The organism is Actinoplanes sp. NPDC026623, assembly GCF_040638275.1.
Lineage (GTDB): Bacteria > Actinomycetota > Actinomycetes > Mycobacteriales > Micromonosporaceae > Actinoplanes.
Genome location: NZ_JBEZXZ010000003.1, coordinates 1 through 23437 on the forward strand (window position 1 = coordinate 1; position 23437 = coordinate 23437).

At 69.8% G+C, this 23437-nt stretch carries 22 protein-coding genes and 2 tRNA genes; 14 read left to right on the forward strand and 10 right to left on the reverse strand.

Going from position 1 to position 23437, the window contains the following annotated elements:
• Positions 1–133: 133 nt before the first annotated feature.
• Together AB0F10_RS01340 and AB0F10_RS01345 are read right to left on the reverse strand one after the other, a co-directional pair.
• A complete protein-coding gene (locus AB0F10_RS01340; RefSeq protein ID WP_360619728.1) occupies positions 134–571 on the reverse strand; it encodes a hypothetical protein in 438 nt (145 codons plus the stop codon).
• Between the two features lie 25 nt (positions 572–596).
• Positions 597–1556, reverse strand: a complete 960-nt coding sequence (locus tag AB0F10_RS01345; RefSeq protein WP_360619730.1) for a hypothetical protein — start codon at positions 1554–1556, stop codon at positions 597–599.
• A gap of 429 nt (positions 1557–1985) precedes the next feature.
• Here AB0F10_RS01345 and AB0F10_RS01350 point away from each other — a divergent pair, with 429 nt between their 5' ends.
• The gene (locus AB0F10_RS01350) at positions 1986–2519 is read left to right on the forward strand and encodes an NAD(P)H-dependent oxidoreductase (RefSeq protein ID WP_360619732.1); all 534 of its coding nucleotides are present in this window, start codon (positions 1986–1988) and stop codon (positions 2517–2519) included.
• Between the two features lies 1 nt (position 2520).
• Here the strand turns inward: AB0F10_RS01350 and AB0F10_RS01355 are convergent, their stop codons facing one another.
• From AB0F10_RS01355 to AB0F10_RS01365, 3 genes are read right to left on the reverse strand one after another with little or no spacing between them, the layout of a single operon-like run.
• Positions 2521–3627, reverse strand: coding sequence for an acyl-CoA dehydrogenase family protein (locus AB0F10_RS01355; RefSeq protein WP_360619733.1), 1107 nt, complete (start codon positions 3625–3627; stop codon positions 2521–2523).
• A gap of 38 nt (positions 3628–3665) precedes the next feature.
• Complete coding sequence (locus tag AB0F10_RS01360) at positions 3666–4856, reverse strand: DUF6596 domain-containing protein (protein ID WP_360619915.1); 1191 nt, start codon at positions 4854–4856, stop codon at positions 3666–3668.
• The gene (locus AB0F10_RS01365) at positions 4844–5185 is read right to left on the reverse strand and encodes a YciI family protein (protein WP_360619735.1); all 342 of its coding nucleotides are present in this window, start codon (positions 5183–5185) and stop codon (positions 4844–4846) included. Before AB0F10_RS01365 ends, AB0F10_RS01360 begins: the two co-directional genes overlap by 13 nt.
• Before the next feature lie 368 nt (positions 5186–5553).
• Between AB0F10_RS01365 and AB0F10_RS01370 the strand changes: the two genes are divergently transcribed.
• The 3 genes from AB0F10_RS01370 to AB0F10_RS01380 all read left to right on the forward strand — a co-directional run bounded on the left by AB0F10_RS01370 (position 5554) and on the right by AB0F10_RS01380 (position 7832).
• Entirely contained in the window at positions 5554–6294 is a 741-nt protein-coding gene (locus tag AB0F10_RS01370) for an NlpC/P60 family protein (protein ID WP_360619737.1), read from the forward strand.
• Positions 6295–6337: 43 nt separating this feature from the next.
• Positions 6338–6979, forward strand: coding sequence for a GNAT family protein (locus AB0F10_RS01375; RefSeq protein ID WP_360619739.1), 642 nt, complete (start codon positions 6338–6340; stop codon positions 6977–6979).
• A gap of 322 nt (positions 6980–7301) precedes the next feature.
• Positions 7302–7832 carry a YbhB/YbcL family Raf kinase inhibitor-like protein gene (locus AB0F10_RS01380; RefSeq protein WP_360619740.1) on the forward strand — a complete coding sequence of 177 codons (531 nt, stop codon included), beginning with the start codon at positions 7302–7304 and terminating at the stop codon, positions 7830–7832.
• Between the two features lie 63 nt (positions 7833–7895).
• Here the strand turns inward: AB0F10_RS01380 and AB0F10_RS01385 are convergent, their stop codons facing one another.
• Positions 7896–8609 carry a class I SAM-dependent methyltransferase gene (locus AB0F10_RS01385; RefSeq protein WP_360619742.1) on the reverse strand — a complete coding sequence of 238 codons (714 nt, stop codon included), beginning with the start codon at positions 8607–8609 and terminating at the stop codon, positions 7896–7898.
• A 266-nt stretch (positions 8610–8875) separates the two neighbouring features.
• Here AB0F10_RS01385 and AB0F10_RS01390 point away from each other — a divergent pair, with 266 nt between their 5' ends.
• Complete coding sequence (locus AB0F10_RS01390; protein WP_360619744.1) at positions 8876–10843, forward strand: hypothetical protein; 1968 nt, start codon at positions 8876–8878, stop codon at positions 10841–10843.
• Positions 10844–10853: 10 nt separating this feature from the next.
• Here the strand turns inward: AB0F10_RS01390 and AB0F10_RS01395 are convergent, their stop codons facing one another.
• Positions 10854–11576 carry an IucA/IucC family C-terminal-domain containing protein gene (locus tag AB0F10_RS01395; RefSeq protein WP_360619916.1) on the reverse strand — a complete coding sequence of 241 codons (723 nt, stop codon included), beginning with the start codon at positions 11574–11576 and terminating at the stop codon, positions 10854–10856.
• Positions 11577–11977: 401 nt separating this feature from the next.
• Here AB0F10_RS01395 and AB0F10_RS01400 point away from each other — a divergent pair, with 401 nt between their 5' ends.
• Positions 11978–13519 (forward strand): peptide deformylase, encoded by a 1542-nt coding sequence (locus AB0F10_RS01400; RefSeq protein WP_360619745.1) that lies wholly within the window; start codon positions 11978–11980, stop codon positions 13517–13519.
• 6 nt (positions 13520–13525) lie between these two features.
• Here the strand turns inward: AB0F10_RS01400 and AB0F10_RS01405 are convergent, their stop codons facing one another.
• Positions 13526–14635, reverse strand: coding sequence for a globin domain-containing protein (locus tag AB0F10_RS01405; RefSeq protein ID WP_360619747.1), 1110 nt, complete (start codon positions 14633–14635; stop codon positions 13526–13528).
• 155 nt (positions 14636–14790) lie between these two features.
• Here AB0F10_RS01405 and AB0F10_RS01410 point away from each other — a divergent pair, with 155 nt between their 5' ends.
• Positions 14791–15564 (forward strand): type II CAAX endopeptidase family protein, encoded by a 774-nt coding sequence (locus tag AB0F10_RS01410; protein WP_360619749.1) that lies wholly within the window; start codon positions 14791–14793, stop codon positions 15562–15564.
• Here AB0F10_RS01410 and AB0F10_RS01415 read toward each other — a convergent pair.
• Positions 15525–16226, reverse strand: a complete 702-nt coding sequence (locus tag AB0F10_RS01415; RefSeq protein WP_360619750.1) for a hypothetical protein — start codon at positions 16224–16226, stop codon at positions 15525–15527. The genes AB0F10_RS01410 and AB0F10_RS01415 overlap by 40 nt on opposite strands.
• A gap of 82 nt (positions 16227–16308) precedes the next feature.
• Here AB0F10_RS01415 and AB0F10_RS01420 point away from each other — a divergent pair, with 82 nt between their 5' ends.
• The 7 genes from AB0F10_RS01420 to AB0F10_RS01450 all read left to right on the forward strand — a co-directional run bounded on the left by AB0F10_RS01420 (position 16309) and on the right by AB0F10_RS01450 (position 21772).
• Positions 16309–16710 (forward strand): hypothetical protein, encoded by a 402-nt coding sequence (locus tag AB0F10_RS01420; protein WP_360619751.1) that lies wholly within the window; start codon positions 16309–16311, stop codon positions 16708–16710.
• Between the two features lie 406 nt (positions 16711–17116).
• Positions 17117–17207 (forward strand) — tRNA-Ser (locus tag AB0F10_RS01425).
• Positions 17208–17431: 224 nt separating this feature from the next.
• Positions 17432–18370, forward strand: a complete 939-nt coding sequence (locus AB0F10_RS01430; RefSeq protein ID WP_360619753.1) for an NBR1-Ig-like domain-containing protein — start codon at positions 17432–17434, stop codon at positions 18368–18370.
• A gap of 194 nt (positions 18371–18564) precedes the next feature.
• Positions 18565–19428, forward strand: coding sequence for a peptidoglycan-binding protein (locus AB0F10_RS01435; RefSeq protein WP_360619755.1), 864 nt, complete (start codon positions 18565–18567; stop codon positions 19426–19428).
• A 37-nt stretch (positions 19429–19465) separates the two neighbouring features.
• Positions 19466–20248, forward strand: coding sequence for a peptidase inhibitor family I36 protein (locus tag AB0F10_RS01440; protein WP_360619756.1), 783 nt, complete (start codon positions 19466–19468; stop codon positions 20246–20248).
• A gap of 5 nt (positions 20249–20253) precedes the next feature.
• Positions 20254–21186 (forward strand): SpoIID/LytB domain-containing protein, encoded by a 933-nt coding sequence (locus AB0F10_RS01445; protein WP_360619758.1) that lies wholly within the window; start codon positions 20254–20256, stop codon positions 21184–21186.
• Between the two features lie 513 nt (positions 21187–21699).
• Positions 21700–21772, forward strand: a tRNA-Arg gene (locus tag AB0F10_RS01450).
• Positions 21773–21822: 50 nt separating this feature from the next.
• Here AB0F10_RS01450 and AB0F10_RS01455 read toward each other — a convergent pair.
• Positions 21823–23385 carry a tyrosine-type recombinase/integrase gene (locus tag AB0F10_RS01455; protein WP_360619760.1) on the reverse strand — a complete coding sequence of 521 codons (1563 nt, stop codon included), beginning with the start codon at positions 23383–23385 and terminating at the stop codon, positions 21823–21825.
• Between the last annotated feature and the right edge of the window lie 52 nt (positions 23386–23437).

Here is a 23437-nt window from a genome sequence, read left to right on the forward strand (position 1 = left end):
AGGCTCCCGATCCACGCCCGCACCCCGCTACCCCGCCATCAGGAAATCCCAGGTCAAGACCCCGAAACGGCGAAATCAACGTTAAACAGAAAGCTCAGAGTCTCACTCGATTCACTGCGCCCGACCTGACGGGTCACTGGTCGCCGTGCCGCACCTCAAGCCCGCCGACCGGATCGCGGGGTGTCACGTAGCCGACGAGACTCCTCTTCTCGCCGGCGCACGCACCGGTCGGCGGCTGGGTGCCGAGGGCGGTGAGAGTGATCGTGGTGGCGGACTCCTCGACCACCACGGCCTGCGGCGACGAACAGTTCTGGCTGGTGACGTCCACATAGATCCGGTTCTGCGCCGGGTCGACGCGGATGAGCCGCCACGGAAGCGGCACCTGGCCGGAGGCGGCTGAGGCGACCGTCGGGATCGGTTGGTCGTCCACCCTGATCGCGCCGCCCGACGGCGCGGCTCTGGTCGGCCCGGCCGGTTCGGTGGTGTGGCCCGGGTTGTTCGCGCAGGCCGATGCCGAGAACAACGCCAGGCCACTCGCGGCGACTGCCAGCGTGGTGGTCATTCTCGGCATGCCCGTCACCCGCTTCCGTCGAAGATCAGTGTGGAACGACAACGCCGAGCGTGCTCTGCAGATATGCGGCGTCGCTGAACAAGACCTCGCGACCATTATTGCTCTGCGCGCTGATCGTGCCAGCCAAAGCAACGTCGGTCGTGCTGTTCGGATAGAAGACCGGGCCACCGCTGTCGCCCGGTTGCACGATCTGTGAGCTGGCACCGGCGATGTCGAGATGGCAGACGCTGTAGACTGTGGTGCCTTCGGTGATATTCGCGCAGACGTTGTACTTCGTGATGGTCGCGCCGCACTTGTAGCCGGTGAACGATCCGTCGGTGCAGACCTTGCTGCCGGTGCCGGTCACCGCGATACCGGTCACGCTTTCCAGCCCGGTCAACGTCGTGTAGGCGTACGGGAAATAGCCGTACTGCGAGCCCTGGATCAACTCGCCGTCGAGGCGGCCGTTGCCCCACTGCATCGTGGTGGTGCTACCCAATATCCCGGTGTTGTAGACCGTGCCGCTGTCGTAGTAACCCTGGTACCACACCGTCCCGGTCGGGCCGCAGTGCCCGGCGGACAGCATGGCGTCGCCGCCGCTGTCGGGCAGCACCTTGACGCTGACCGTGCATTGGACGACGTACTGGGTGCCGCTGATCGTCTGGATGCTGGTGATGCGGTCACCACCGGCGTATGGCACCGAGTCGAGCAGTCGGGTCGCGGTGGTCGCGGCGGCGACCGCCTTGCCGGCCCGCTGGGGTGCGGCGCCGGTCACGATCCGTACGTCCGCGGGCGCCGGCGTCAGCCGCGTCGCGGACTCGATCGGCGCGTGCTGGAAGATCTCCGCGTCGGTGCCGAGCCGGGCGCGGAGTTCGGTGACGACTCCGCCCGACGCGTCAGTCACCCCGACCTTCACCTTGCCGTTCTCCACGTACCAAAGCGCGAGCTTGTCGCCGAGCCCGGCGGCCTTGGCGGCGGCCGGCACGGCCGGCTCCGCCTCGGTCATGGTCCACCGATGTCCGGGCGGAACCACGGGCGTCGCCGCCGCGGGCGTGATCGTGCCGGCCAGCCCGCCTGCGGTGGTGATGGCGGCCAGTGAGATTCCAAGAAGTGATCGATGACGTCGCAACGGATACCCCCATGGTTCGTATTGACGGACATCAGTGAAGCTATTCCCGGGTCGCCGATGCCTACAAGAGGCCTGTGGAGTGGCGCAGGTCACTCGATGTCGGCCAACGGGATGCGCCCTCGGCACGGTGGGGACGGTGGTCGCGGTCGCTTGTTTTGCCGCGCCCGCCCAAGCCGCCTATCTCGCACCGGCGCCGGTCGGCTGTGTCTCTTCGTTTGGAGGTCGGATCCTCACCCGGGCGGTTTGACCTAAACCTCGGTTCAAGTTCTACCGTCGGCCTGTCATCGCACCGAACGAGGAGGACCCTTGTCCGCAAAGCCGCTCCGTGTGGCCGTCATCGTCGCAAGCACCCGGGAAGGGCGGTTCGGGCCGACGGTCGCCGCCTGGTTCGCCGGCGTCGCGCGCGGCCGCGCAGACCTGGACATCGAGATCGTCGACCTCGCCGAGGAGGACACCGTCACCAAGAAGCTCGGGCTCGCCGACGCCTTCGTCGTCGTCACCCCCGAGTACAACCACAGCTATCCGGCGCCGCTCAAGGCCGTGCTCGACGCCCATGGCGAGGAGTGGCTCGCCAAGCCGGTCGGTTTCGTCTCGTACGGCGGGTTGTCCGGTGGCCTGCGTGCGGTCGAGCATCTGCGGCCGGTCTTCGCCGAACTGCACACGGTCACCGTTCGCGAGACCGTCAGCTTCCACAGCGTGTGGCAGCGCTTCGGCGCCGACGGTCTGCCCAACGATCCCACCGAGTGCGGTGCCGCCGCGCTCCGGCTGCTCGACCAGCTTTCCTGGTGGGGCCTCATCCTGCGCGACGCCCGCGAGACCCGTCCCTACGTCCGGGCCTGAGCTACAGGCGGGCGGTGTTCACGGATTCTCCGAGCAGCACCGCCCCCGCCGTCTCCAGCACGTCGGTGTTGACCATCGCGTGCTGCGTCGCCACGTGCACGTCCCGGAAGTGGCGCTGCAGGGGACTCGCCGCGTACACGGCGCTGCCGCCGGCCGCCCGGTAGACCAGGTCCACGGCGCGGGCCGCGTTGCGGGTCGCGGTGAGCACGGCCAGCCGCAGCCGGGCCCGGCGTTCCGCGTCGGTCCCGGCCGCGGCGACCTCCCCATTCAGGTACGCGAGCCCGGCGGCCCGCAGCGACTCGGCCTCGGCGACGGCGGCGCGTACGGCGGGCCTCGCCGCGATCGCCTCGCCGGTGACCGGGTTGCGCTTGTCGCGGGCCAGCTCCACGAAGTCGGCGATCGCCGCCCGGGCGATTCCCAGCGACACCGCCCCGATTCCGAGCGCCAGCAGGGCGATCGGCGGGAACGCGTACAGCGGGCCGGGCTGCACCGGCGGCGCGGCGAGCGAGAAGATGCGTGTGTCCGGCACGAAGACGTCGGTCGCCTCGATGTCGTGGCTGCCGGTGCCGCGCAGCCCGGCGACGTCCCAGGTGTCGTGGATCGTCAGGTCGCCGGCGGCCATGACCGCGAGCCGCGGGTGCGGCGGCTGCCTGCCGTCGCTGACCAGTACGCCGCCGACCAGCCAGGTGGCCTGCCGGCAGGCGCTGGCGAACGGCCAGCGGCCGGTGATCCGGTGGCCGCCGTCGACCGGCACCGCCCGGCCCATGGGCGCGGCCACGCCGGCGATCAGGAACCGCGGGTCCGCGAGCAGCTCGGTGGCGACGTCCCGCGGCAGGTAACCCAGGGTGATGCCGGTGGCGGCGCCGATCATCGCGCACCAGCCGACGGACCCGTCGGCCCGGCCCAGCTCCTCGCAGACCGCGACCAGGTCTGCCGGCTCCGCCTCGTGCCCGCCGGCGGCGCGCGGCGCGGTCAGCCGGAAGACGCCCAGCTTGCTCAGCCGGTCGATCAGGTGGTCCGGCACCTCCCGGTCCTGCTCGATCTGCGGTGCGAGGGCCCGGATCTCGGGGGTGAGCCTGCGGATGTCGTCGAGCAGTGGCAGCGGCATGACGCCGAGTATCTCGCGCGGCCGGCGCGGCGGGTGAGTCAGCCGTCGAGCGTCCGGGCTCCACGAAGGAACGAGCGTTCCGCCTCGTTGGCGGTCAGCCCGGCGGCCAGGTCGTAGGCCGCGCGAGCCTCCTGCTCGCGCCCCAGCCGCCGCAGCAGATCCGCCCGGACCGCGTGGAACAGGTAGTACCGCTCCAGGTCGAGCCCGTTCACCACCGCCAGCGCGGCGCCGGGGCTCACCACCTCCGCCATCGCCACCGCCCGGTTCAGCGCCACCACCGGCGTGGGCGCCACCGTCATCAACTGGTCGTACAGCTGCAGAATGGCCGCCCAGTCGGTAGTGGTCACATCCCGCGCGGCACTGTGGACCGCGTTGATGGCGGCCTGCAGCTGGTACGGCCCGGGCCGCCCGCGTCGCACGCAGCCGCGCACGAGATCCTGGCCCTCGGCGATCATCGCCGCGTCCCACAGCGAGCGGTCCTGGTCCCGGAGCCGGATCATGGCACCGTCCATGTTGGTCCGGGCGGCCCGGCGGGACCCGATGAGCAGCAGCAGCGCCAGCAGGCCCCGCACCTCCGGCTCGTCGGGCAGCAGCGTGCCGAGCATCCGGGCCAGCCGCATCGCCTCCGCGCACAGGTCATCGCGGACCAGTGCCGCACCCGAGCTCGCCGCGTACCCCTCGTTGAAGATCAGGTAGATCACCGCCAGGACCGGTGGCAGCCGGGCCGGGAGTTCGGACGGTGGGGGGACCCGGTACGGGATCCCGGCGTCCCGGATCTTGCCCTTCGCGCGGACGATGCGCTGCGCCATGGTGGGCTCCGGCACCAGAAAGGCGCGGGCGATCTCCGCGGTGGTGAGGCCGCCGAGCAGCCGCAGCGTGAGGGCGACCCGCGCCGCCTGCCAGAGCGCGGGATGACAGCAGGTGAAGATCAGCCGCAGCCGGTCGACCTCCTCCTCGGCCGGCTCCGCGGTGAACAACATCGCCGCCTGCGCCTCCTTGGCCCCGCGGGCCGAGTCGCGCCGCAGCCGGTCGATCGCCCGGTTTCGGGCGGTCGTGATGATCCAGCCGGCCGGGCTCGGCGGTACGCCGTCGGCGGCCCACTTCTCGCTGGCCACTCCGAACGCCTCCTGGACGGCGTCCTCGGCCAGGTCGATGTCCCCGAGGACCCGGGTGAGTACCGCGACAGCGCGGCCGTATTCGGCCCGGAATACCTCGCTCAGGCCTGGAATGGCCGCACCTCGATCGGCAGGGTGGTCGCCTTGGCCATTCGCTCGCCCCACTTCAGGGCGGCGTCGAGATCCGGCGCCGTGATTACCGTGAAGCCGCCGAGGTGTTCCTTGCTCTCGATGAACGGCCCGTCGGTGAGCAGCACGTCGCCCTCGGCGAGCCGCACCACCGTTGCCGTGCTCGGCGGGCACAGCCCGGCGGAGAACACGAACGCGCCGGTGTTCACGAGTTCCTGGTTCAGGGCCGCAAGATCACGCATGATCGGTTCGAGTTGTTCCGGCGGGGGCGGCGGCCCGTCGGGTTGAAAGATGCTGAGCAGGTACGTCTTCACGGCGAGTCCCTTCTAAATAAATACTCAATGAGCAATTTTCTACCTGGCCTCGGGCCGCGCTGTCCGGGCCGTCGACTTCCGCCGGTCACCGGGGCCCGGGCCACGTTGAAAAAGGCTCACTTGTCATACGAACGGGTAGTGCCCGGATCTACATCGTGCGGAGCAATTTTTGCGGTTCCGTACAACGGCACTGCGAATGTGTGTTGGCATGATCGACGGAATTACCATAATTGCCTGGGCTCCCATTGTCGCCGCTCGACGGTTGACAACCGGTACGGCGGCACCATGGGCCGTACCGAATGTGGGATTCGCGCGAGTGCCCCGGGCCGAACTCGGAGGCTTCGCTGTCCCGTCCGTCTACCGGCCGCGTGCTGGCCGCCAGCGCGCTCGCGCTCGCGGTGAGCGCGCCGGCTCTCGAGCCCGTCGAACCTCCGGTCGAGACCGTGTATGCCCAGGTCTCCGCGCCCGTCGTCGCCGCACGGCAACCGCGCCTGGAACTGCGCCTGATGCAGCGGGTTTCCCGGTCGACGGCGCGCCGGACCGTTACCCGGCCGATGGTTGTCGCGCTACGTGCGGCGCGGCGATCGGTGGCGCGGGAGCTGGCCAGGATCTCGGCCGCGCGCCGGGAGGCACACGCCCGTAAGGCGGTCGCCGAGCGCCGGGCCGCCGCTCGCCGGGAGAGCGCGGGCGCCGGTCGGCACCACCATGCGGCGAAACCGCCTAGGGGGGTCCGGTACCGAGGCGCGGACGCCCGGCAGCACCGCGCCGGCCGGGGCAGGGTGCGGATGACGTCCGTTATCGCGTACGCGCGCTCGCAGTTGGGTAAGAACTATCGGCGTGGTGGAGATGGCCCGAATTCGTTCGACTGCTCCGGGTTCACCAAGCGCGCGTATGCCCGTGCCGGCCTGCATCTGCCGCATTCATCGGGCGGTCAGGCGGCCCGCGCCCGCAGCATTTCCCGGGCGGCCGCGCGACCGGGCGACCTCGTCGTCGGACCGGGTCACGTGGGGATCTACATGGGCGGCGGAATGATGATCGACGCGGGGAACCCGAGCACCGGCGTCATCTACCGCCCGCTCTACGGCGGGCTGCACATCGAACGCTTCTGAAATCCGCTGTCGCCCGCGCCGCTTGGGCGGGAGAATCGCCGACATGATCACGGAGTATTGGCCGCTGTTCGGGCTCAGGCTGCGCACGCCGAGACTCGAACTGCGGGTTCCGGGCCCGGACGACCTGCAGCGTCTCGCCGCGGTCGCCGCCGCCGGGGTGCACGCGCCGGACCGTCAGCCGTTCGTGGTGCCGTGGACCGACGTGACCCCGCTGGAGCGGGCCCGCAACACGCTGCAGTGGCACTGGAACACGTGGGCACGATGGTCGCCGCGGGAGTGGTCGCTGAACTTCGTGACCGTCGCGGACGGGCAGGTGATCGGCACCCAGGCGCTCGACGCGAAGGATTTCGCCGTGCTGCGGCAGGTCGGCACGGGTTCCTGGCTCGGCCGGGAGCACCAGGGCAAGGGGTACGGCACCGAGATGCGGGCCGCCGTGCTGGACCTGGCATTCACCGGGCTGGGCGCCGGGTGGGCGACCTCGGAGGCGTTCGCGGACAACGACGCCTCGTACGGGGTGTCGCGGCGGCTCGGCTACGTGGACGACGGCACCGCCCGGCACCTGGTCCGCGGCGAGGCGGTCGTCGGACGCCGGCTCCGGCTGGATCGGGAGGGCTGGGCCGCCGCCCGCACGGTCGACGTGCGGATCGAGGGTCTCGAACCCTGCCTGCCGATGTTCGGCCTCTAGCTCTCGGAGCGCCGCACCCCGCACAGCAGTCGGCACCCGTCCCAACGGGCGGGTGCCGACTTGCTGGACGCCTGACGGCGGCCGATCACGACCGAGCGCGGGGATCTCTGCCCTTCGTACCCGGTCGGATGTCTGACATCACAATTGCCCAACCCGGGCCGAACCATGCGCACCACCTGTGCGTTTCTGAAAAACCCGTGTCCGGCGGGGCAACAGGTGCGAAAGATGTGCGACACGTCACCCGGTTAGGCTGGAGCTGCGGGGGAAGACCCCCGGAGTGGGCGCCGCCTGGCGCCGGCATGATCTGGAAGGACAACCGAGCATGAGTCTGGAGCGAGCCGAAGCGCCGGATCCCTACGACATCCTGCCGCCGGTTCCGGCCTTCACGGTGACGAGCGCCGACCTGACCGACGGCCGGCCGCTCGACGAGCTTTACGCGCACACCAGCGTCGGCGGCAAGAATCTCTCACCGCAGCTGTCCTGGTCCGGCTTCCCGGCCGAGACCCGCGGCTTCGTGGTGACCTGCTTCGACCCGGACGCGCCGACGGGCAGCGGCTTCTGGCACTGGGTCGTGGTCAACCTGCCGGTCTCGGTGACCGAGCTCGACCGCGGCGCCGACCCGTTGCCGGGCGGCGCGTTCTCCGTCCGTAACGACTACGGCGACACCGGCTACGGGGGCGCGGCGCCGCCGCCCGGCGACCGGCCGCACCGCTACGTCTTCGCCGTGCACGCCCTCGACGTCGACCGCCTCGAGGTGGGCGCGGACGCCACGCCCGCCTACGTCGGCTTCAACCTGGCGTTCCACACGCTGGCCCGGGCGACCGTCCGCCCGACGTACCAGGTCCGGGCCTGAGCCTCGGACACGACGAAGCCCGCCGGACCAGGGTCCGGCGGGCTTCGACGTGTTTGACCGGATCTAGCCGGGGACCTTCGCGACGACGAAGACCGACTGGCCGAACGGCGGCTTCACGATGCTCTCGGCGGCCTTGGTGACCGGGAGCACAAGGCTGTCGTAGACCTTGACCATCGGGCCCTCTTTCGGGGCCAGCTTGAAGATGCTCGTCGCGCCGTAGTAGCCGATGAGGCCCAGCGCGTTCGCGTAGTGCAGCTTCTCGATGGTCAGGCCCGCCTCGGTCATGGCGGCACGCATCGTCTTCTTGGTGTAGCGGCGGATGTGGCCGGTCGCGATGTCGACCTGGCTCATCGCGAACATGAACGCCGGCACGATCAGGATGATCCGGCCGCCGGGGCGGACGAGCTCAGCCATGCTGCGCAGGGCGCCCACGTGGTCCTCGATGTGCTCGAGAACGTTGTAGGAGACCGCGGCGCTGTATTCACCGTCGGCATCGGCGGCGGGCAGCAGCATCTGCCGCACGTCGATGTTGGCGTGGTCGGCGAGGCGCTCCTTGAGCAGCACCAGCCGGTCGGGGTCCGCCTCGGTCGCGGTGAAGCGGGGAACCCGCTCCGCCCACTCGAGCGCATAGTCGCCAAGACCACTCCCGATCTCGATCGGGTTGTCGCCCAGGTACGGGAGCGCGAGCTCCACGAACCAACGACGGTGGTTCACGGCCGTGGCGAGGCCTTCGAGCACTTCGGACTGGATCCGCTGGTCTCCAGTGATGTCTGCCATAAGTAAGGTTCCCTCGTCTTGCCGATCCGAGCTGACAGCGGGACCGGAAGAGTTAACCATCCGCCGCGCGCAACCGAAAGTTGAGCAGGGGGTGGCCGCTCATTATTGGCCTGATTGAGACATTGGCCCTGTGGGTACCCACGGGGGATACCCATCATGCACGGGTACCGCCATCGACCGCTAATACAGGGCTAGATATCGGCTCGATCACGCCTGCCCCGCCCGTCACAACACTGTTACCAACCTCGGTTAGGCTCGCCGTTGCTATGACGATTACGGGTATTGACTCGACAGGCCAGTCGGCCGGCGGGAACGTTCTGCCGCCCAACCACGAGGCCGACGCCGACGACCTGGACGCGGAGCTGCTCGCCCTGGAAACAGAGGTTGCCGGCTCGCCCATCTCGGTCATACCCGCAGTTGACGCCGCTGCGGAGAGTGAGCCGGAGGCTGCGCCACGGCCCCGATGGTGGCGGTCTCTCACCAGACGAGATCTTCTCGCTATAGGGACCTTCATAGCAGTAGCGATCTTCATCACCTTGCCGTTGTGGCTCAATGTTGATCATGAGTTGCGTGATGATCCACAGGATCAGGCATTCTTTGAGTGGATGTTGGCGCACGGTGCACGCGTGCTCACGGATGGCGTTTATCCGTTCTTCTCGGATCGCATGAATTACCCCGATGGGGTGAACATGATGGCCAACACCTCGGTGCTGGCCGTTTCGCTGCCGATGACGCCGATCACTGTGATGTTCGGGCCGCATGTGGCGTTCAACGCGTTTCTTACTCTCGCGTTGGCAGTTACCGGCGTCTCGTGGTATTTAGTGCTCTCGCGCCAGTTTGTGACCTCGCGGCTCGCCGCCTGGGTCGCCGCGCTGTTCGCCACGTTCGCGCCGAGCATGATCTCGCACGCCGGCGGTCACCCGAACATCGTCTCCCAGTTCCTGGTTCCGCTGATCATCTGGCGCACGCTCGCCCTGCGCACGCCGGGCCGCGCGATCCGCAACGGGCTGATCCTCGCGGGCCTGCTGGTCTGGCAGGCGTTCATCAACCTCGAGATCCTCTTCATGACCGCGGTCGGCCTCGGCATCTTCTGCACGGTCATGGCGATCTCCCGGCGCCGGTCCCGGCCCGCCGAGGTCGGCGCGTTCCTGCGCGGCCTCGGCATCGCCGCCGCCGTGACGCTGGCGACGCTGGCCTACCCCCTCTGCGTGCAGTTCTTCGGGCCGCAGAGCTACCGCGGGCTGCCGGAGTTCGTCCGATACTTCGGCGCCGACCTGGGCTCCTTCACCGCGTACGCGCAGCGCTCGGTGGCCGGTAACACGATCAACGCGGGCCGCCTCGCCCAGAACGCCTCCGAGGAGAACGCGTTCTTCGGCTGGGGCCTCGTCATCCTCTTCTTCGGGCTGGTCGCCTGGATGCGCCGCAGCGTCGCCGTGGTGACGCTGGCCGGCGTCGCGCTGCTCTTCGGCGCGATGTCGCTCGGCCCGCGCATCCGGCTCAACGGCGTCGACACCGGGGTGCCCGGCCTCTGGTCGCTGCTGCACAGCGTCCCGGTCCTCAACTCGGCGGTGCCGACCCGCTGGGCGCTGGCGATCGCGCCGATCGTCGGCATCATCCTGGCGCTCGGCTGCCAGCGCGCGTCGGACCTGATGAAGACCCAGCCCGCCGCCCGCGGCCCGGTGCGGGTTGCGATGATCACGGCGGTCGCGATGGCCCTGGTGCCGCTCGCGCCGACCCCGTTGCGCACCACGCCGATGGACCCGGTCCCGGAGTTCGTCACCTCGGGCGCCTGGAAGCAGTACGTGGACGACAACCACACGCTGGTCGCCCTGCCGCTGCCCGACAGCTCCTACCCGGACCCGCTGCGCTGGAGCGCCTACACGGGCCAGGACATGCGGATCGCGAGCGCGTACGCGCTGCTGCCGAACCAGAACCCGCTGGACCCGACCGACCGCTCGGCGCTGTTCGCGCCGCCGTGGCGGCCGACGAGCGGCCTGATGGCGTCGATCAAGCAGGGCAACCCGATCCCGGAGATCACCGACACCCGGCGGGAGATGACCCTGGCCGACCTGCGCTACTGGAAGGCCGCCGTGGTCGTGCTCACCCCGCAGGTCCGCGACATCGAGATGCTGCGCGCGATGACCGATCTCCTGGGCTTCCAGCCGACCTGGACGGGCGGCGCCTGGATGTGGGACGTCCGCAACCTCGTGGACGCGCAGCGCGCCGACCAGTAGGGCGGGGTGCTCAGGCGGCGCTGATGCAGCAGCCGGCGCACACCTTGGGCTTCGGCAGGGTGAAGGCCAGGCAGCAGGTCTTGCGCTGCACGTCCAGCTTTCCGGCCCGGCCCGGCACCAGCTCGATCAGGTCGTCGACGCCGAGCGCGCCGAGCAGCGTGGCGATGGTCTCCGCCGAGGGGCCGGGCAGCACGTCCGCCGAGCGCAGCACCGCGTGGGCCACGCCCGAGGAGAGCGAGCCGAGCAGCGTCCGCGTGCCCAGCCGCGCCCTGCCGTGAATCGCGTCCAGCAGCGGCGCCAGGTGCTCGTCGAGCAGCGACCGGCGCAACTCCTCGAGCAGCGCGGCCTCGTCGGCGACGACCCGCACCTGGGGCAGGCCGCTGAGCGCCAGAGGATCGGTCGGCAGCAGCGCCACCGTGATGTCGGTGCGCAGGCCCAGGGTGACCAGCGGGCGCGGGTCGGCGAAGTGCAGGAGCACGTCGCCGGCGGTCAGCAGCGGCACCCGGCGGGCCGACGCCCAGCCGAGCACGGCCGGCAGGGCCAGCCAGTAGGTGTAGGACTTCCAGGCCAGCGCGGCGGCGGCGTGCGGCTGGGCCTGCCAGCGGCGCCGCGACGAGTCGAGCAGGGTGTCGAGGCCGGCGCCGGCGAGGTGGGTGGCCGGCAGCCAGCCGGCCGGGTCCCGGACCAGCAGGTCCGGCGCGAGGCCGGGCAGCTCGGTGCTCGTGCCGAACATGGCACGCAGCGTCGCCGTCACCGGCGCGAGCGGCCGGTCGGTGCTGGTGAAGTGACCCGCGAGGGCGCGGTCCAGGGCCGTGGTCACCGGTGGCCGCCGTTCCGGCCGGGGCTCAGCGGCTGCTGCTGCCGGATCACCACTGTCACCTCGCCAAGCCTCGTCGGTCTCTCCGGACGGCCCACCGTACCTTGTTAAGGCTAACCTAACCACCGGAGGAAAACGCCTGTTTGCTCGCCCTCAGACAGGTGTTTTTGGGCCAAATACCCCTAGCGACGGTGTCTTAACCGAGCGTTATGCCGTTGCCGGTTTCGTCAAGGTATCTGTCGGCAACGCGCTACTAGCCCCTTACGGACACCTGAAGGCCGGACACTGAAATTCCTGTCGCAAAGGGGACATCCGTGATGACCACCTCGCCTGTCGAGAGGGCTGCCGACCAGTTCGTGTCGGCACTCTCGCAGTGGCGGGTCGAGCGCGGGATGACGAAGAAGCAGCTTGCCGCGCGCATGGGGTTCGATCCGTCGTATGTCAGCCACGTCGAGGGCCGGCGGCACAAGCCGACCGAGGACTTCGCGAGGCGCGCGGAGGCGGTCCTGGCCGCCGGCGGGGTGATCTGGCAGCGCTTCCAGGAGTACGACGACCTGCGGCACGCCCGCGGCCCCCTGCTGCACCGGGACCCGCCCGTGCCCGCGCAGTGGATGCCGCCCGGCACCGGCCTCATCGTCGAGCAGGAGATCGCCGAGCTCACCTACACCGACCACGCGTACCGGTGTGTGATCCGGCGGGCGCTCTACAACGCGGGCGTCGAGCCGGTGACCCGGTACCTGGTCAAGATCGCGGTCGACCGCTACCCGCACGACCCGGCGGGCTCCAACCGGCACCACCGGCAGCACCCGCTGAGCTTCGAGGAGATGGACCTGCGCGCGGTCGCCGGCGAGGGCGCCGAGCCCGAGCGGATGCAGTGGCGGCTCAAGCTGGACCGGGACGCGGCCAAGGAGGTCTGGCTGCTCTTCCAGAACGAGCACGGCCAGTTCCCCCTCTACCCCGGCGAGCGGACCGCCATCGAGTACGCCTACAGCGTGGGCGAGGAGAAGTGGGGCCAGTGGTTCCAGCGGGCCGTGCGCCTGCCCACCCGCAACCTCACCGTGCGCCTCGACTTCCCCGCCGAGTTCGAGCCGCAGGTCTGGGGCGTCGAGACGTCGCTGGCCGCCGAGGTACCCGTCCGCACCCCGCTGGAACGCCACTACGACGCGCGCCGCGCGGTCTTCGAATGGTCGACCGACGCGCCGCTGCTCAACGCCCGCTACCGCCTCGAATGGCGGTTCCGCGGGCCGGCCGCACCGACCACACCGGACGAAGGAGTCCCCAAGCCCCAGAACAACGGACACGAGCTGAGAGCGAGCCAGCGGATGCGCGGAATAGGCATCGTGCAGCGCGGCGCGGACCTGCTCCGCCAGCGCGCCCGGCACTTCCAGCTACCCCGGGAGGAGGCGGCCTCCCGGGAGGCGGTCGCCGGCCTCCGTACCGCCCTCGACCGGCTCGAGGGTCTGCACGACTTCAGCAAGGGCGTCGGGCTGGCCGCTCCGCAGATCGGCCTGGCGGTTGCCGCCGCCGTGGTACGCCCACCCGAGCGCGGCCCGGACCTGGTGGTCCTGCTGAACCCGCGGGTCGTCGACGAGTCGAGCGAGACCGACGAGCAGTACGAGGGCTGTCTCTCCTTCTTCGACTACCGCGGGCTGGTCGTCCGGCCGCTGCGGGTCGACGTCGAGCACGCCCGCTACGACGGCACCCGGGTGATCACCTCCTTCGAGCGGGCGATGGCCCGCCTGGTCAGCCACGAGATCGATCACCTCGACGGCCGGCTGTACGTGGACCGGATGGCGCCGGGCACCAACCTCGTGCCGGTCGAGGAGTACCGCCAGACGGGCCAGCCCTGGAGCTACTGACGCCGGTCAGTCCGAGAAGCTGTCGTACTTGATCCGTACGGATGGGACCTGGAGCTCGGCCAGGGTCTTCAGGGTCGCCTTGACCATCGAGCCGGAGCCCGAGACGAAGAAGTCGTGCTCGTTCCACGGCCCGTAGCGGGCCACCACGTCGGAGATCCTGCCCTGCTCGCCGGAGAAGGTCGGGTCGTCGCTGCACGCGGTCACCACGGACAGCCAGGGGTAGCGGGCGGCCAGCCGGTTGAGCTCGGCCAGGTCGTACAGGTCGTCGCGGGTCCGCGCGCCGAAGAAGACGTGCACCCAGCGGGTCCGGTTGTAGCGGGTCAGCTCCTCGAGCAGCGACTTGATCGGTGCGAGCCCGGTGCCGCCCGCCACGAAGACCGCGTCCCGGGTCGAGCGGCGGTCCAGGTTCATCGAGCCCATCGGCGCGGCCAGCCTGATCATGTCGCCGACCTCGAGCCGGCGCACCAGGGCGCTGGAGACCCAGCCGGCGCCCACGGCCCGGACATGGAACTCGATCGTGTTGTCCCGGCGGGGCGCGTTCGCCGGCGAATAGGTACGCCACAGCCGCGGCTGGAATCGCGGGCACTCGATGCTGACGTACTGCCCGGCGCGGAACTCGAGCGGGTGCATCGGCATGACCGTGAAGACCGCGATGTCCTTGGCGCGTCGCTCGTGGGACATGACCTCCGCGTACCAGTACGGCGGGTTGGTGTCCGCCTCCGCGCCCGAGAGCATCTTGGCGGCGATCACCGCGTACGCGTCCGCCCACGCCTGGTCGTACTCGACGCCCCACTGTTCGCCCGCGAACTGTCGCATCGCCTCGATCAACGCCCCTCCGACAACCTCATAGTGATCCGGTTCCACGTGGAACTTGCGGTGGTCTCGGCCGAGGCCCCGCAGGTAGTCGTCGAACTTCTCCGGATCCTCCAGGGTCTGCACGGCGGTGACGATCGCGTTGAGCAACCGGGATCGCTGCACGTCCATGTGAACGGGGAAGAGGTCCCGCAGGTCCGGATGCGACAGGAAGATCCTCGCGTAGAAATAGCCGGCGACCTTGTCCTGATACTCCTCGACGAGGCTCCAGCTTTCCTTGAGCAAACGCGCGAGGTCTCCCATGTCCTTCAGCCTGGGCAGATCGGGCGGTTACGCATCGCACGGAAAGTGCGATCCATGCCGCAAAATCGCCGGCACTCGGCGCGTCGCTTGCCCCAATAGGTCCGAATGTGCCTAGTCGGTATCACTCGAACGACTGACACTTCTAGAGTGGTCGCGTGACGGCAGCCCTCGATCGCCCCCCGGCAACCCGCTACCAACTCCGCTGGGAGATAGCGATCGTGCTGCTCCTGTCGCTCGGCCATTCGGCCGTCTACGCGGTGGTGTCACTGGCGGCGAAGCTCACCGCCGGCCCGCCGCTCTCCGCGCAGGCGGCGGTGCTGAACCAGTCCCGGTCGCCGCGGATCTACCTCGACCTCACGTACCAGTTGCTGGGGATCTTCTTCGCGCTCGTACCGGTGCTGCTCGTGGTCTATCTGCTCAGCCGCGACCGGCTGGACCCGGCCCGCACGCTCGGGATCGACTTCCGCAGGCCCGCCGGCGACGCCGGCTGGGGCATCGCGCTCGCGGCGGCCATCGGCCTGCCCGGCCTGCTGCTCGTGTACGCGGCGGCGCGGCTCGGGCTGAACGCCCAGATCGTGCCGGCCGCACTGCAGGCGGTCTGGTGGGCGATCCCGGTGCTGATCCTCGCGGCGCTGCAGAACGCGATCCTCGAAGAGGTGATCGTGGTCGGCTACCTGGTGACCAGGCTCCGCGAGCTGGGCTGGCGAATCGGCTACATCGTCGCCGCCAGCGCGGTCCTGCGCGGCTCCTACCACCTCTACCAGGGCTTCGGAGCCTTCGTCGGCAACGCGGTGATGGGCGTCGTGTTCTCCCTCTTCTTCCTGAGGAAGGGCCGGGTGATGCCGCTGATCGTGGCGCACACCCTGCTCGACGTCGTGGCCTTCGTCGGCTACACCCTGGTGCCGGACCGCTGGCTCACCTGGCTCTGATCCCGGTAGTAGACGGTGGCGCGCGCGGCCATCGCCCGGGCGGCGCCCCGGCTGTTCAGCGTGGCCGCCAGCAGGCTCGTGCCCGGGAAGTAGTGGTTGACCAGCCTGATCGCGGCCCAGCCGCCGGCGTGGACGGCGATCCTGCGCCCCAGCCGCCAGGTCGCCTCGGTCAGCCCGGTGCCGCCGTAGCCGTGCCCCCGCGCGGCGGCGAGCGCGGCCACGGCGTCCTCGCGGCCGGGATGCACCCGGGTGAGTACGAGAAGGTCGGCGGCGCGATCGGGGTCGGTCGGATCCAGGCCGTAGGCCGCGGCGACGTGCAACGCGAGCTCGGCGTGGGTGAACGCGGCCGCGCCCAGGAGCGCGACCGGGGCGTACGCGCCGGCGACGGACGCCAGCAGGCTGCTCACGCTCCCGAACCGGGTGACCTGGTCGACCGCCAGCCGCGCGAGCCCGTCCGGGGTCGCGGCCGGGTAGGCGGCCCGGGTGCGGCTGGCCCACTGCTGGGCCCGGGGGCCGATGGTCTGTGTGGCGGCGAGCGCGAGAAGCTCGGGCGAGTGGCCGGGGTCGGCGATGATCGCCGCCCACGCCTCGGTGTGGGGAACGGACTCGCTGTCCGTCGCGGGCGCGGCCGGACGCGGAAGGGTCGGTTCATCGGGGGCCACGGCCCGCGGCTGTCCCGGTGCCGTGGCCGGGGGCTCGGCAGCCAGGGGTGTCGCCCCGGTTCCGCCTGCCTGCGGTCCGGGGGTGGGCGTGGCCGCCGCCGTTTCCTCGTCGGGAACGGTGGTCATGTCCGGGGTAACGACGGCCGGTGCGACCTCCGCGGCTGCCGCCTTGAGCTTCGTGACCGCCCTCTTCGCCGCCGCCTTGGCCGGCGCGCCGGCGCCGCTCGGGGCCGCCTTGGCCGTCTTCGCCGCGGGCGGGGTGCCTGCCTTGGCCGGCTGGGCCTTTGCGGGCGATGTTTTCGCGGGCTGGGCCTTTGCGGGCGATGCCTTCGCCGGCTGGGCCTTGGCGGGCGATGCCTTCGCGGGCTGGGCCTTCGGGGCCTGCGCCTTCGCCGGCGGCGCCGGCTCGGCGGTCGGCGGCGTGGGTGCGGTCACCTCGACCCTCGACGGCTGGATCTTGGCCGCCGGTTGGGTCCTCGGCTGAGCCTTGGCCGCCTTCCTGGCCGGCGGATTCTGCGGCGGCGTCCCGGCCCTGGCGGGGCGCGGCGGTGCCGGCTCCGTGGCGTCTGCGGGCGTACCGGAGGATCTTTTGCCCTCAGACGGCGGCCGGAAGGTCACCGCGGGGGGTGCCTTCGCGGGTTTGCCAGGGGGAGTTGGCTGGTCAGGCGTGCTGAACGCGGGGTTCGGCGTCCGCGGACGCCGCTGCGTCGACTCATTCTCCTCCATGCCGTGGCAGCCTAGCCTGGTCACGGCCGTTTCACCTGCTGGAAGACCGTGCTGTCGGTCGATTCCTGCGAATTTCGAGGCGCGGCGCGGCGGAGGGGCAACCTCTTTGCCGGGCCCCGGGGCAGTCCGGTATCCTCAACCGTCGGTGGCTTGCAGGCCCCCGAGGAGACTTCGCCTAGTCCGGTCTATGGCGCCGCACTGCTAATGCGGTTGGGGTTTTATAGCCCCTCCCGGGTTCGAATCCCGGAGTCTCCGCTCGTGCACCTTCGGTCGTGATCCGCGGAAACGTGGATCACGACCGTTTTGCTTTCCTCCCCGATCCTGGTGTCGGGTGCCACCGGGCCGGGCCGAACCCCTTCGCCGACCGGATCGTCGCGCCCTGTGTCATCGGTCATCGCATCGATGGCTTACGTGGTCCGTTCGGTACCCTCTTACACGCATCTGACAACGCCTGACGATGCGTCTGACCTGGGGGACTGATGGAAGACCAGCGTGCTGCCGCCGAGTCGATTCAGGACGGCAGCGCCGCCGAAAGGTTCGCGGCGCAGTTGCGGAAGCTGCGGGCCGCGGTGGGCAGCCCGTCATTCCGGAAGATGGCCGGGCTCTCCGGCCGGATCTCGCACACGACGCTGCACGAGGCCGCCGCCGGGACCAGATTCCCCTCGTGGGAGACCACGCGCGAGTTCGTCCGGGCCTGTGCGGCTGACGAGGCCGAGTGGCGGCGCCGATGGGAGGACGCTCAGGGCCCGGGGACGGTCATCGCCGATCCCCCGGCCGCCGGGACGTCCCAGGCCGTGGAGACTCCGGCGCCCGGTGGTGCCGGCGGTGTCGCGTCCTCGGAGCTCGTGCCGGCAGGGCGGCGCGCGCTGCAGGCTGCCGCGGACGAGATCGTGGTCGCGCGACGGAACCGGTTGCCGTGGCTTGCCGCCGCGGCGGCCGTGGTGGTTGCGGTCGTCGTCCTGAGCGTCGCCGTCCACGACTGGTCGCCCCCGGCCGGCTCCGGCGCCGCCGCCGCGGCGGCCTCTCCGTCGGCGACGCCGTCACCGGCAGGGTTCTCGGACGCGCTGATTCCCGGGGACGCGAGCAAGTTCATCGCCGACGTCACCATCCCCGACGGCACCCGGGTGAAGGTGAACGCCCAGTTCGTGAAGGTCTGGGCGCTCGCGAACGTGGGAAAGGTCGCCTGGCACAACCGCTTCCTGGCCCGGATGAACCCCACCGATGACGGCTGCCGGGTGCCGGACCGGGTGTCGATCGGCGACACGCCGCCCGGGGAGCAGGTCATGATCAGCGTTCCGGTCACCGCGCCGGACCGCCCCGGGAAGTGCTGGGTCAGCTGGAAGATGGTCGACGAGAGCGGCCAGGCCTACTTCCCCAGCCGCCGGCCGGTCTATTTCATGGTCACCGTCACCGGCTGAGCGTCCCGGCGGGTGTCAGAGCGCGACGAACGGCGTCAAATCCCGCCGCCGACCAATCTGACAACACCGCATTCACCGAGGTCATTGGCGCCCTGGCGGAACTGACAGTTCCGCGGGGTACCGAACAGCAGATCCCTTCTCGCAGTGTGATGTCCGTTCCGAACGGGACTCATCACCTACGAGGAGGATCGACCATGCGCCGTCCCCGGTTAGCCGTCGGACTCGCCGCGCTCTGCGTGGCGGTCGGCGTACCGACCCATGCGTGGGCCGGGACCTCCGGCGCCACCACGCAGCGGGCCGTCACCACGGCAGCGCGGCCCGTGGTGGACATGGAGGCCACCGTCCTGGCCGCCCAGATCGACCCCCGCCGTGCCGACCACACGCTGACACCGGGCGCGAAGAACTCCGTGCTCGCCGTCGAGCAGGCGCTCCAGGCACAGAGCCTGCTGGACGCGCAGTGGGTCGACGGCTACTTCGGCACCGAGACCGTCTCGGCGTACGCGGCATACCAGCGCTCGCTCGGATACGCCGGCCTGGACGCCAACGGGCTGCCCGGCACGACGTCGCTGACGAAGCTCGGGCAGAACCGCTACACCGTCGGCAACACGATCGGTGCGGGCGCCAAGGTCCAGCGTGACGGGTACGTCGTCGACGCCCGTACCCAGGCGATGCTGGCCGAGGCCCAGCGGCTGCTCGGCCGGACCCTGGTACTCGAGCAGGGCTCGTACAACCCCGGAGGCGACCCGACCTCGGCCGGTACGCACGACGGCGGCGGTGTCGTCGACATCTCGGTCACCGGCATGACCGCGGCCAAGCGCACCGCCGTCGTACGGGCCCTGCGCCAGGTCGGCTTCGCCGCCTGGGTCCGTGACCCCAGCCAGGGTGACTGGCCGTGGCACATCCACGCCGCGGCGATCAACGACACGGACCTGTCCAGCCAGGCGCAGCACCAGGCCGGCGACTACTACCTCGGCATGAACGGCCTGGCCAACCGCGGCCCGGACGACGGCCCCCGGATCCCGATCAAAACCTGGGAGCAGTACCAGCGCGGGCAGTGACCCGCAAACCACCCCTCGCCGTCCACGAAAGGACACCATGAACATCCGCAAGAGCCTCGCCGTAATCGGCGCCGCACTCGCCGTCACCACGTCCATCCTGAGTGCCGCTTCGCCGGCGTCGGCGGCGTCCCGCGACGGAGACTGCGACAGCGGCGAGTTCTGCTACTACTACAACAGCAACCAGGCGGGTTCGATCTCGGACTTCTCCGAGACGGTCGAGGACTACGGGACGACGCAGCCGTCCTGCTACGAGTTCAAGGGCTCGGGCAGCGGCCAGGGCGTCTGCGTGAAGAACAACGCCGCGTCGGTGTGGAACCGCACCGGCAAGACCGTGCGGGTCTACTTCAACAGCGACTTCGGCGGATCGAGCCAGTCGTTCGCGAACGGGGCGAAGGCCAACCTCAACGCCACGCTGAAGAACAACAACGCCTCGCACGACATCGGCGGCACCGCCGGCGGCACCAACCCGGCCGACCCGCGCGCGTCCGAGGCCATCGCCTTCGCGAAGGCGCGGCTCGGGCACACCGACTGGAACAACGAGTGCGAGCTGTTCGTCGAGCGGGCCTTCGGCACCAGCGGCCGGTTCGCCACGGCGCTGACGCACTACCAGTGGCAGCGGGACAGCGGCCGCATCCACACCGGCTCGGTGCCGCCCGCCGGAGCCGCGGTGTTCTTCACCTCCACCACGTCCGCCGGGCACATCATGCTCTCCATCGGCGGCAACAGCGCCATCAGCACCGGCCCGAGCGTCTACCAGACCAACACGTTCCGGAACCGGTCCGACTACCTGGGCTGGGCGTACGTCCCGAGCAGCTGGTGACCCGGATGACCACCCTGAAACGAGTTCCCGGCATCCTGGCCGCCCTGGCAGCTGCGCTCGTCGGCATCGCGGTGGCGCCCGGCGCGGCGTCCGCCGCCGACCGGGACGGCGGCTGCGACAGCGGCGAGTTCTGCTACTACTTCAACAGCAACCAGGCCGGCTCGATCTCCGACTTCACCGACTCCCAGGACGACTACGGCGCCACTCAGCCGTCCTGCTACGAGTTCAAGGGCGCGGGCGAAGGCCAGGGCGTGTGCGTGAAGAACAACGCCGCGTCGGTGTGGAACCGCACCGGCAAGACCGTGCGGGTCTACTTCAACAGCAACTTCGCCGGTGCGAGCCAGGACTTCGCGGCCGGCGCGAAGGGCAACCTCAACGCCACGCTGAAGAACAACAACGCCTCGCACGAACTGCTGAGCACGGGCGGGCCCACGGGCTGCAGCACCGACGGCACCAACACCCAGCTGCCGAGCACCATCCTGGTCTACCGGGTCAGCCTCGGCCGGGTCGACCGGGTCAAGTTCAAGACGTACGTCAAGAACGTCCTCCCGAACGAATGGGTGCCGAGCTGGCCGGACGCCTCGCTGGAGGCCGGCGCCGTAGCCGTCAAGAGCTACGGCTGGTACTGGGCGCTGCACTCGACCCGGAAGACCTCCGGCGGCCAGTGCTACGACGTCCGCGACGACACCGGGGACCAGGTCTACCGGCCGTCATCGGCGCAGGCGTCGACGTCCTCCGCGGTGGACAGCACCTGGTCGTCCCGGATGACCCGGAGCGGCAACATCCTGCAGGCGCACTACTGCGCGACCACCACCCAGTGCGGCGGCTGGGTCGACGGGGACTGGCTGTCGCAGTACGGCTCGCGCGATCTCGCGAACGCGGGTAAGAGCTACTCTGCGATCCTGCGCCACTATTACAGCGACGTGACCGTCTCCTGACGCCACGCGCGCCGACCGCGTCGCCTGCCGCAGATCCGCGGCGGGCGGCGCGCTCGTGGCGGTAAAGGGGGAATGTTGTGAGGGCCGATGCGAGTCCGCCGGTGCGGGAATACGTGGGCTTGATCTGGATTGATGACTAGCCGGGCATTCGCCTGCGCGTCCTCGCCCGGTCCCTCGCCGAGGCCACGTCCCGCGTCATAGAAGAGCACGGATCAGGCCACGTCATCTCCATCTGGAACGAGGACGACGCGGCGCGGCCGCGCTAGGTCTGCTCCCGGCCCGTCGGCCGGTCGGCCGGACCGCTTCGGCGAGGTGGCCCGGCTCGAGGGGTCCTGAGGCGTGAGCGCTGTGCGGCACAGCGCGACACCCACCGGAATTTAGGCGTCACCCGGCGACATGCTAAAGTCGTTACTCGCAGGTCCGGAAGCACCTAAAAACCCCTGGACCAGCGGAAACGTAGCTCCACTCCGGTGGGCGCATCATCACGCGCCATCACGGAGAGTGGCTGTGCAGGCGCCCGTAGCTCAATGGATAGAGCATCTGACTACGGATCAGAAGGTTAGGGGTTCGAGTCCCTTCGGGCGCACAAATAGAGTAGGGCCTCTCACCGCAGGTGAGAGGCCCTTTCTCGTGGAGCTACGCCGATCGCGGGAACTTTAGGATCTTGGCTAGGCCCTCGCCCGTTGCAAGATCCGTTGCAGAACTCGCCACGGCTTGATCGATCTTCTTCTCTTTGCGCTGCTTCTTGGCCTTCTTCGCCTTGCTCTTCTTCGCAGGCTTTTCGGGCTCGCCCCACAGCAGAGCACCGACCCGCTTCGATGCCTCCTGCCGGAGTTCGTCAATGACGTGCTGATACCGGCGCAGCATCCGCCGATCTGACCAGCCCATGACGGCCATCACAGTCTGCTCGTCGATCCCCTGCAACAGCAGCATGGTTGCCGCCGTGTGCCGCCCGTCGTGCACCCGTGCGTCGCGGACGCCGGCCTCTTGAAGTAGCGCCTTCCAGTCTTGCCAGTCCGCGCGGGCGTCGATGGGACGCCCGTTGGGCTGGCACCACACCAGGCCGAAGTCTTCCCACATCTCGCCGGCCGCGGCGCGCTCGTGGTCTTGGTGGCGTCGGTGGCGGACGGCCCGTTCGATCATCTGGGGGGCAAGGGCAATGCGGCGGTCGCCGGCGGCGCTCTTGGTTTCGGTGAAGACGATTCCGCCGCTCCGCTTCTTCGGGCACAGCCGGGCGTGGCCGGCGCACCCGGGCGGGCAAACGGTGGTGCACGTCTTCGGGTCGCGGTGGGTGGCGCAGCCCGGACGCGGGCGACGCTGCGGGCACCGGTCGACGCGCTGCTTGGTGCAGTCGGCCGGCTCTTTCCCGCAGCCGTGTTGCCAGCGCGGGGGACAGGGTGTCGTTCGGCAATGCGGGCGAGCACAGTCCGCGGGGTCGGTGCAGCCGTGCTCCCATTTGCGTCGTTCGGCCTTGCGCCGCACGGTGAGCCAGCCGTCGGGGTCGAGTCCCATCGGCTTATCCCTGGTGGACTTCGCCGGGCGGATCCACGGCAACCCGAGAGCTTCACCCTGGCGCAGTCCCAGCGGCAGCCCGATGGACCACCGCGTCCCGTTGCGGCGGTGTTCGCACACCCCCAGGATGGCCTTGACTTCCTCGACGAATAGCGGAGTGACTTCCTCTTCGACGAGTTTGGGCCGCCAGGTCATGAAGTCCATGGGGTTGTGCCCGATGAGCTTGCGTCGCACGGCGTCGTTGAGCGCCGCGCGTAGTACCCGGAACACCGAATGGACGCTCGCCGACGAGAGCCCCTCGGCGGTGTCGTCGTCGGCGTCCCGGGCGATAGAACGAAGGAAGTCCTCGATAACGTCGGCGTTGAGCAGGTCCAGGCGCCACCATCCGAGGCCGGGGTTGAGCCATTTGCTGACAGCCCAGCCATATGAACCGTTCTTCGTGTTGTAGCGCCACTCGTTGTTGGGGTTGGCCAACCAGTCGGTCAGATACTCCGACAGCAGCGGAGTCCGCCCCGGTTTGGTGACCTCACCGGCAACCATGTTCTTTTGCAGGTCACGGACTTTCGCCCTGACGGCGTCTTCGGTCTTTCCCTGCCGGTGTCGTCGATCGACTTTCCCGTTAGGGAGCGTGCCGACAGGGACATATGCGTGATAGTCGCCATCGGCGCCGAGGTAAATCTCGACCATTGAATCAAGCTCGGGGATGGTCTTACGCGGTCGACCCACGCGGAAACTCCAA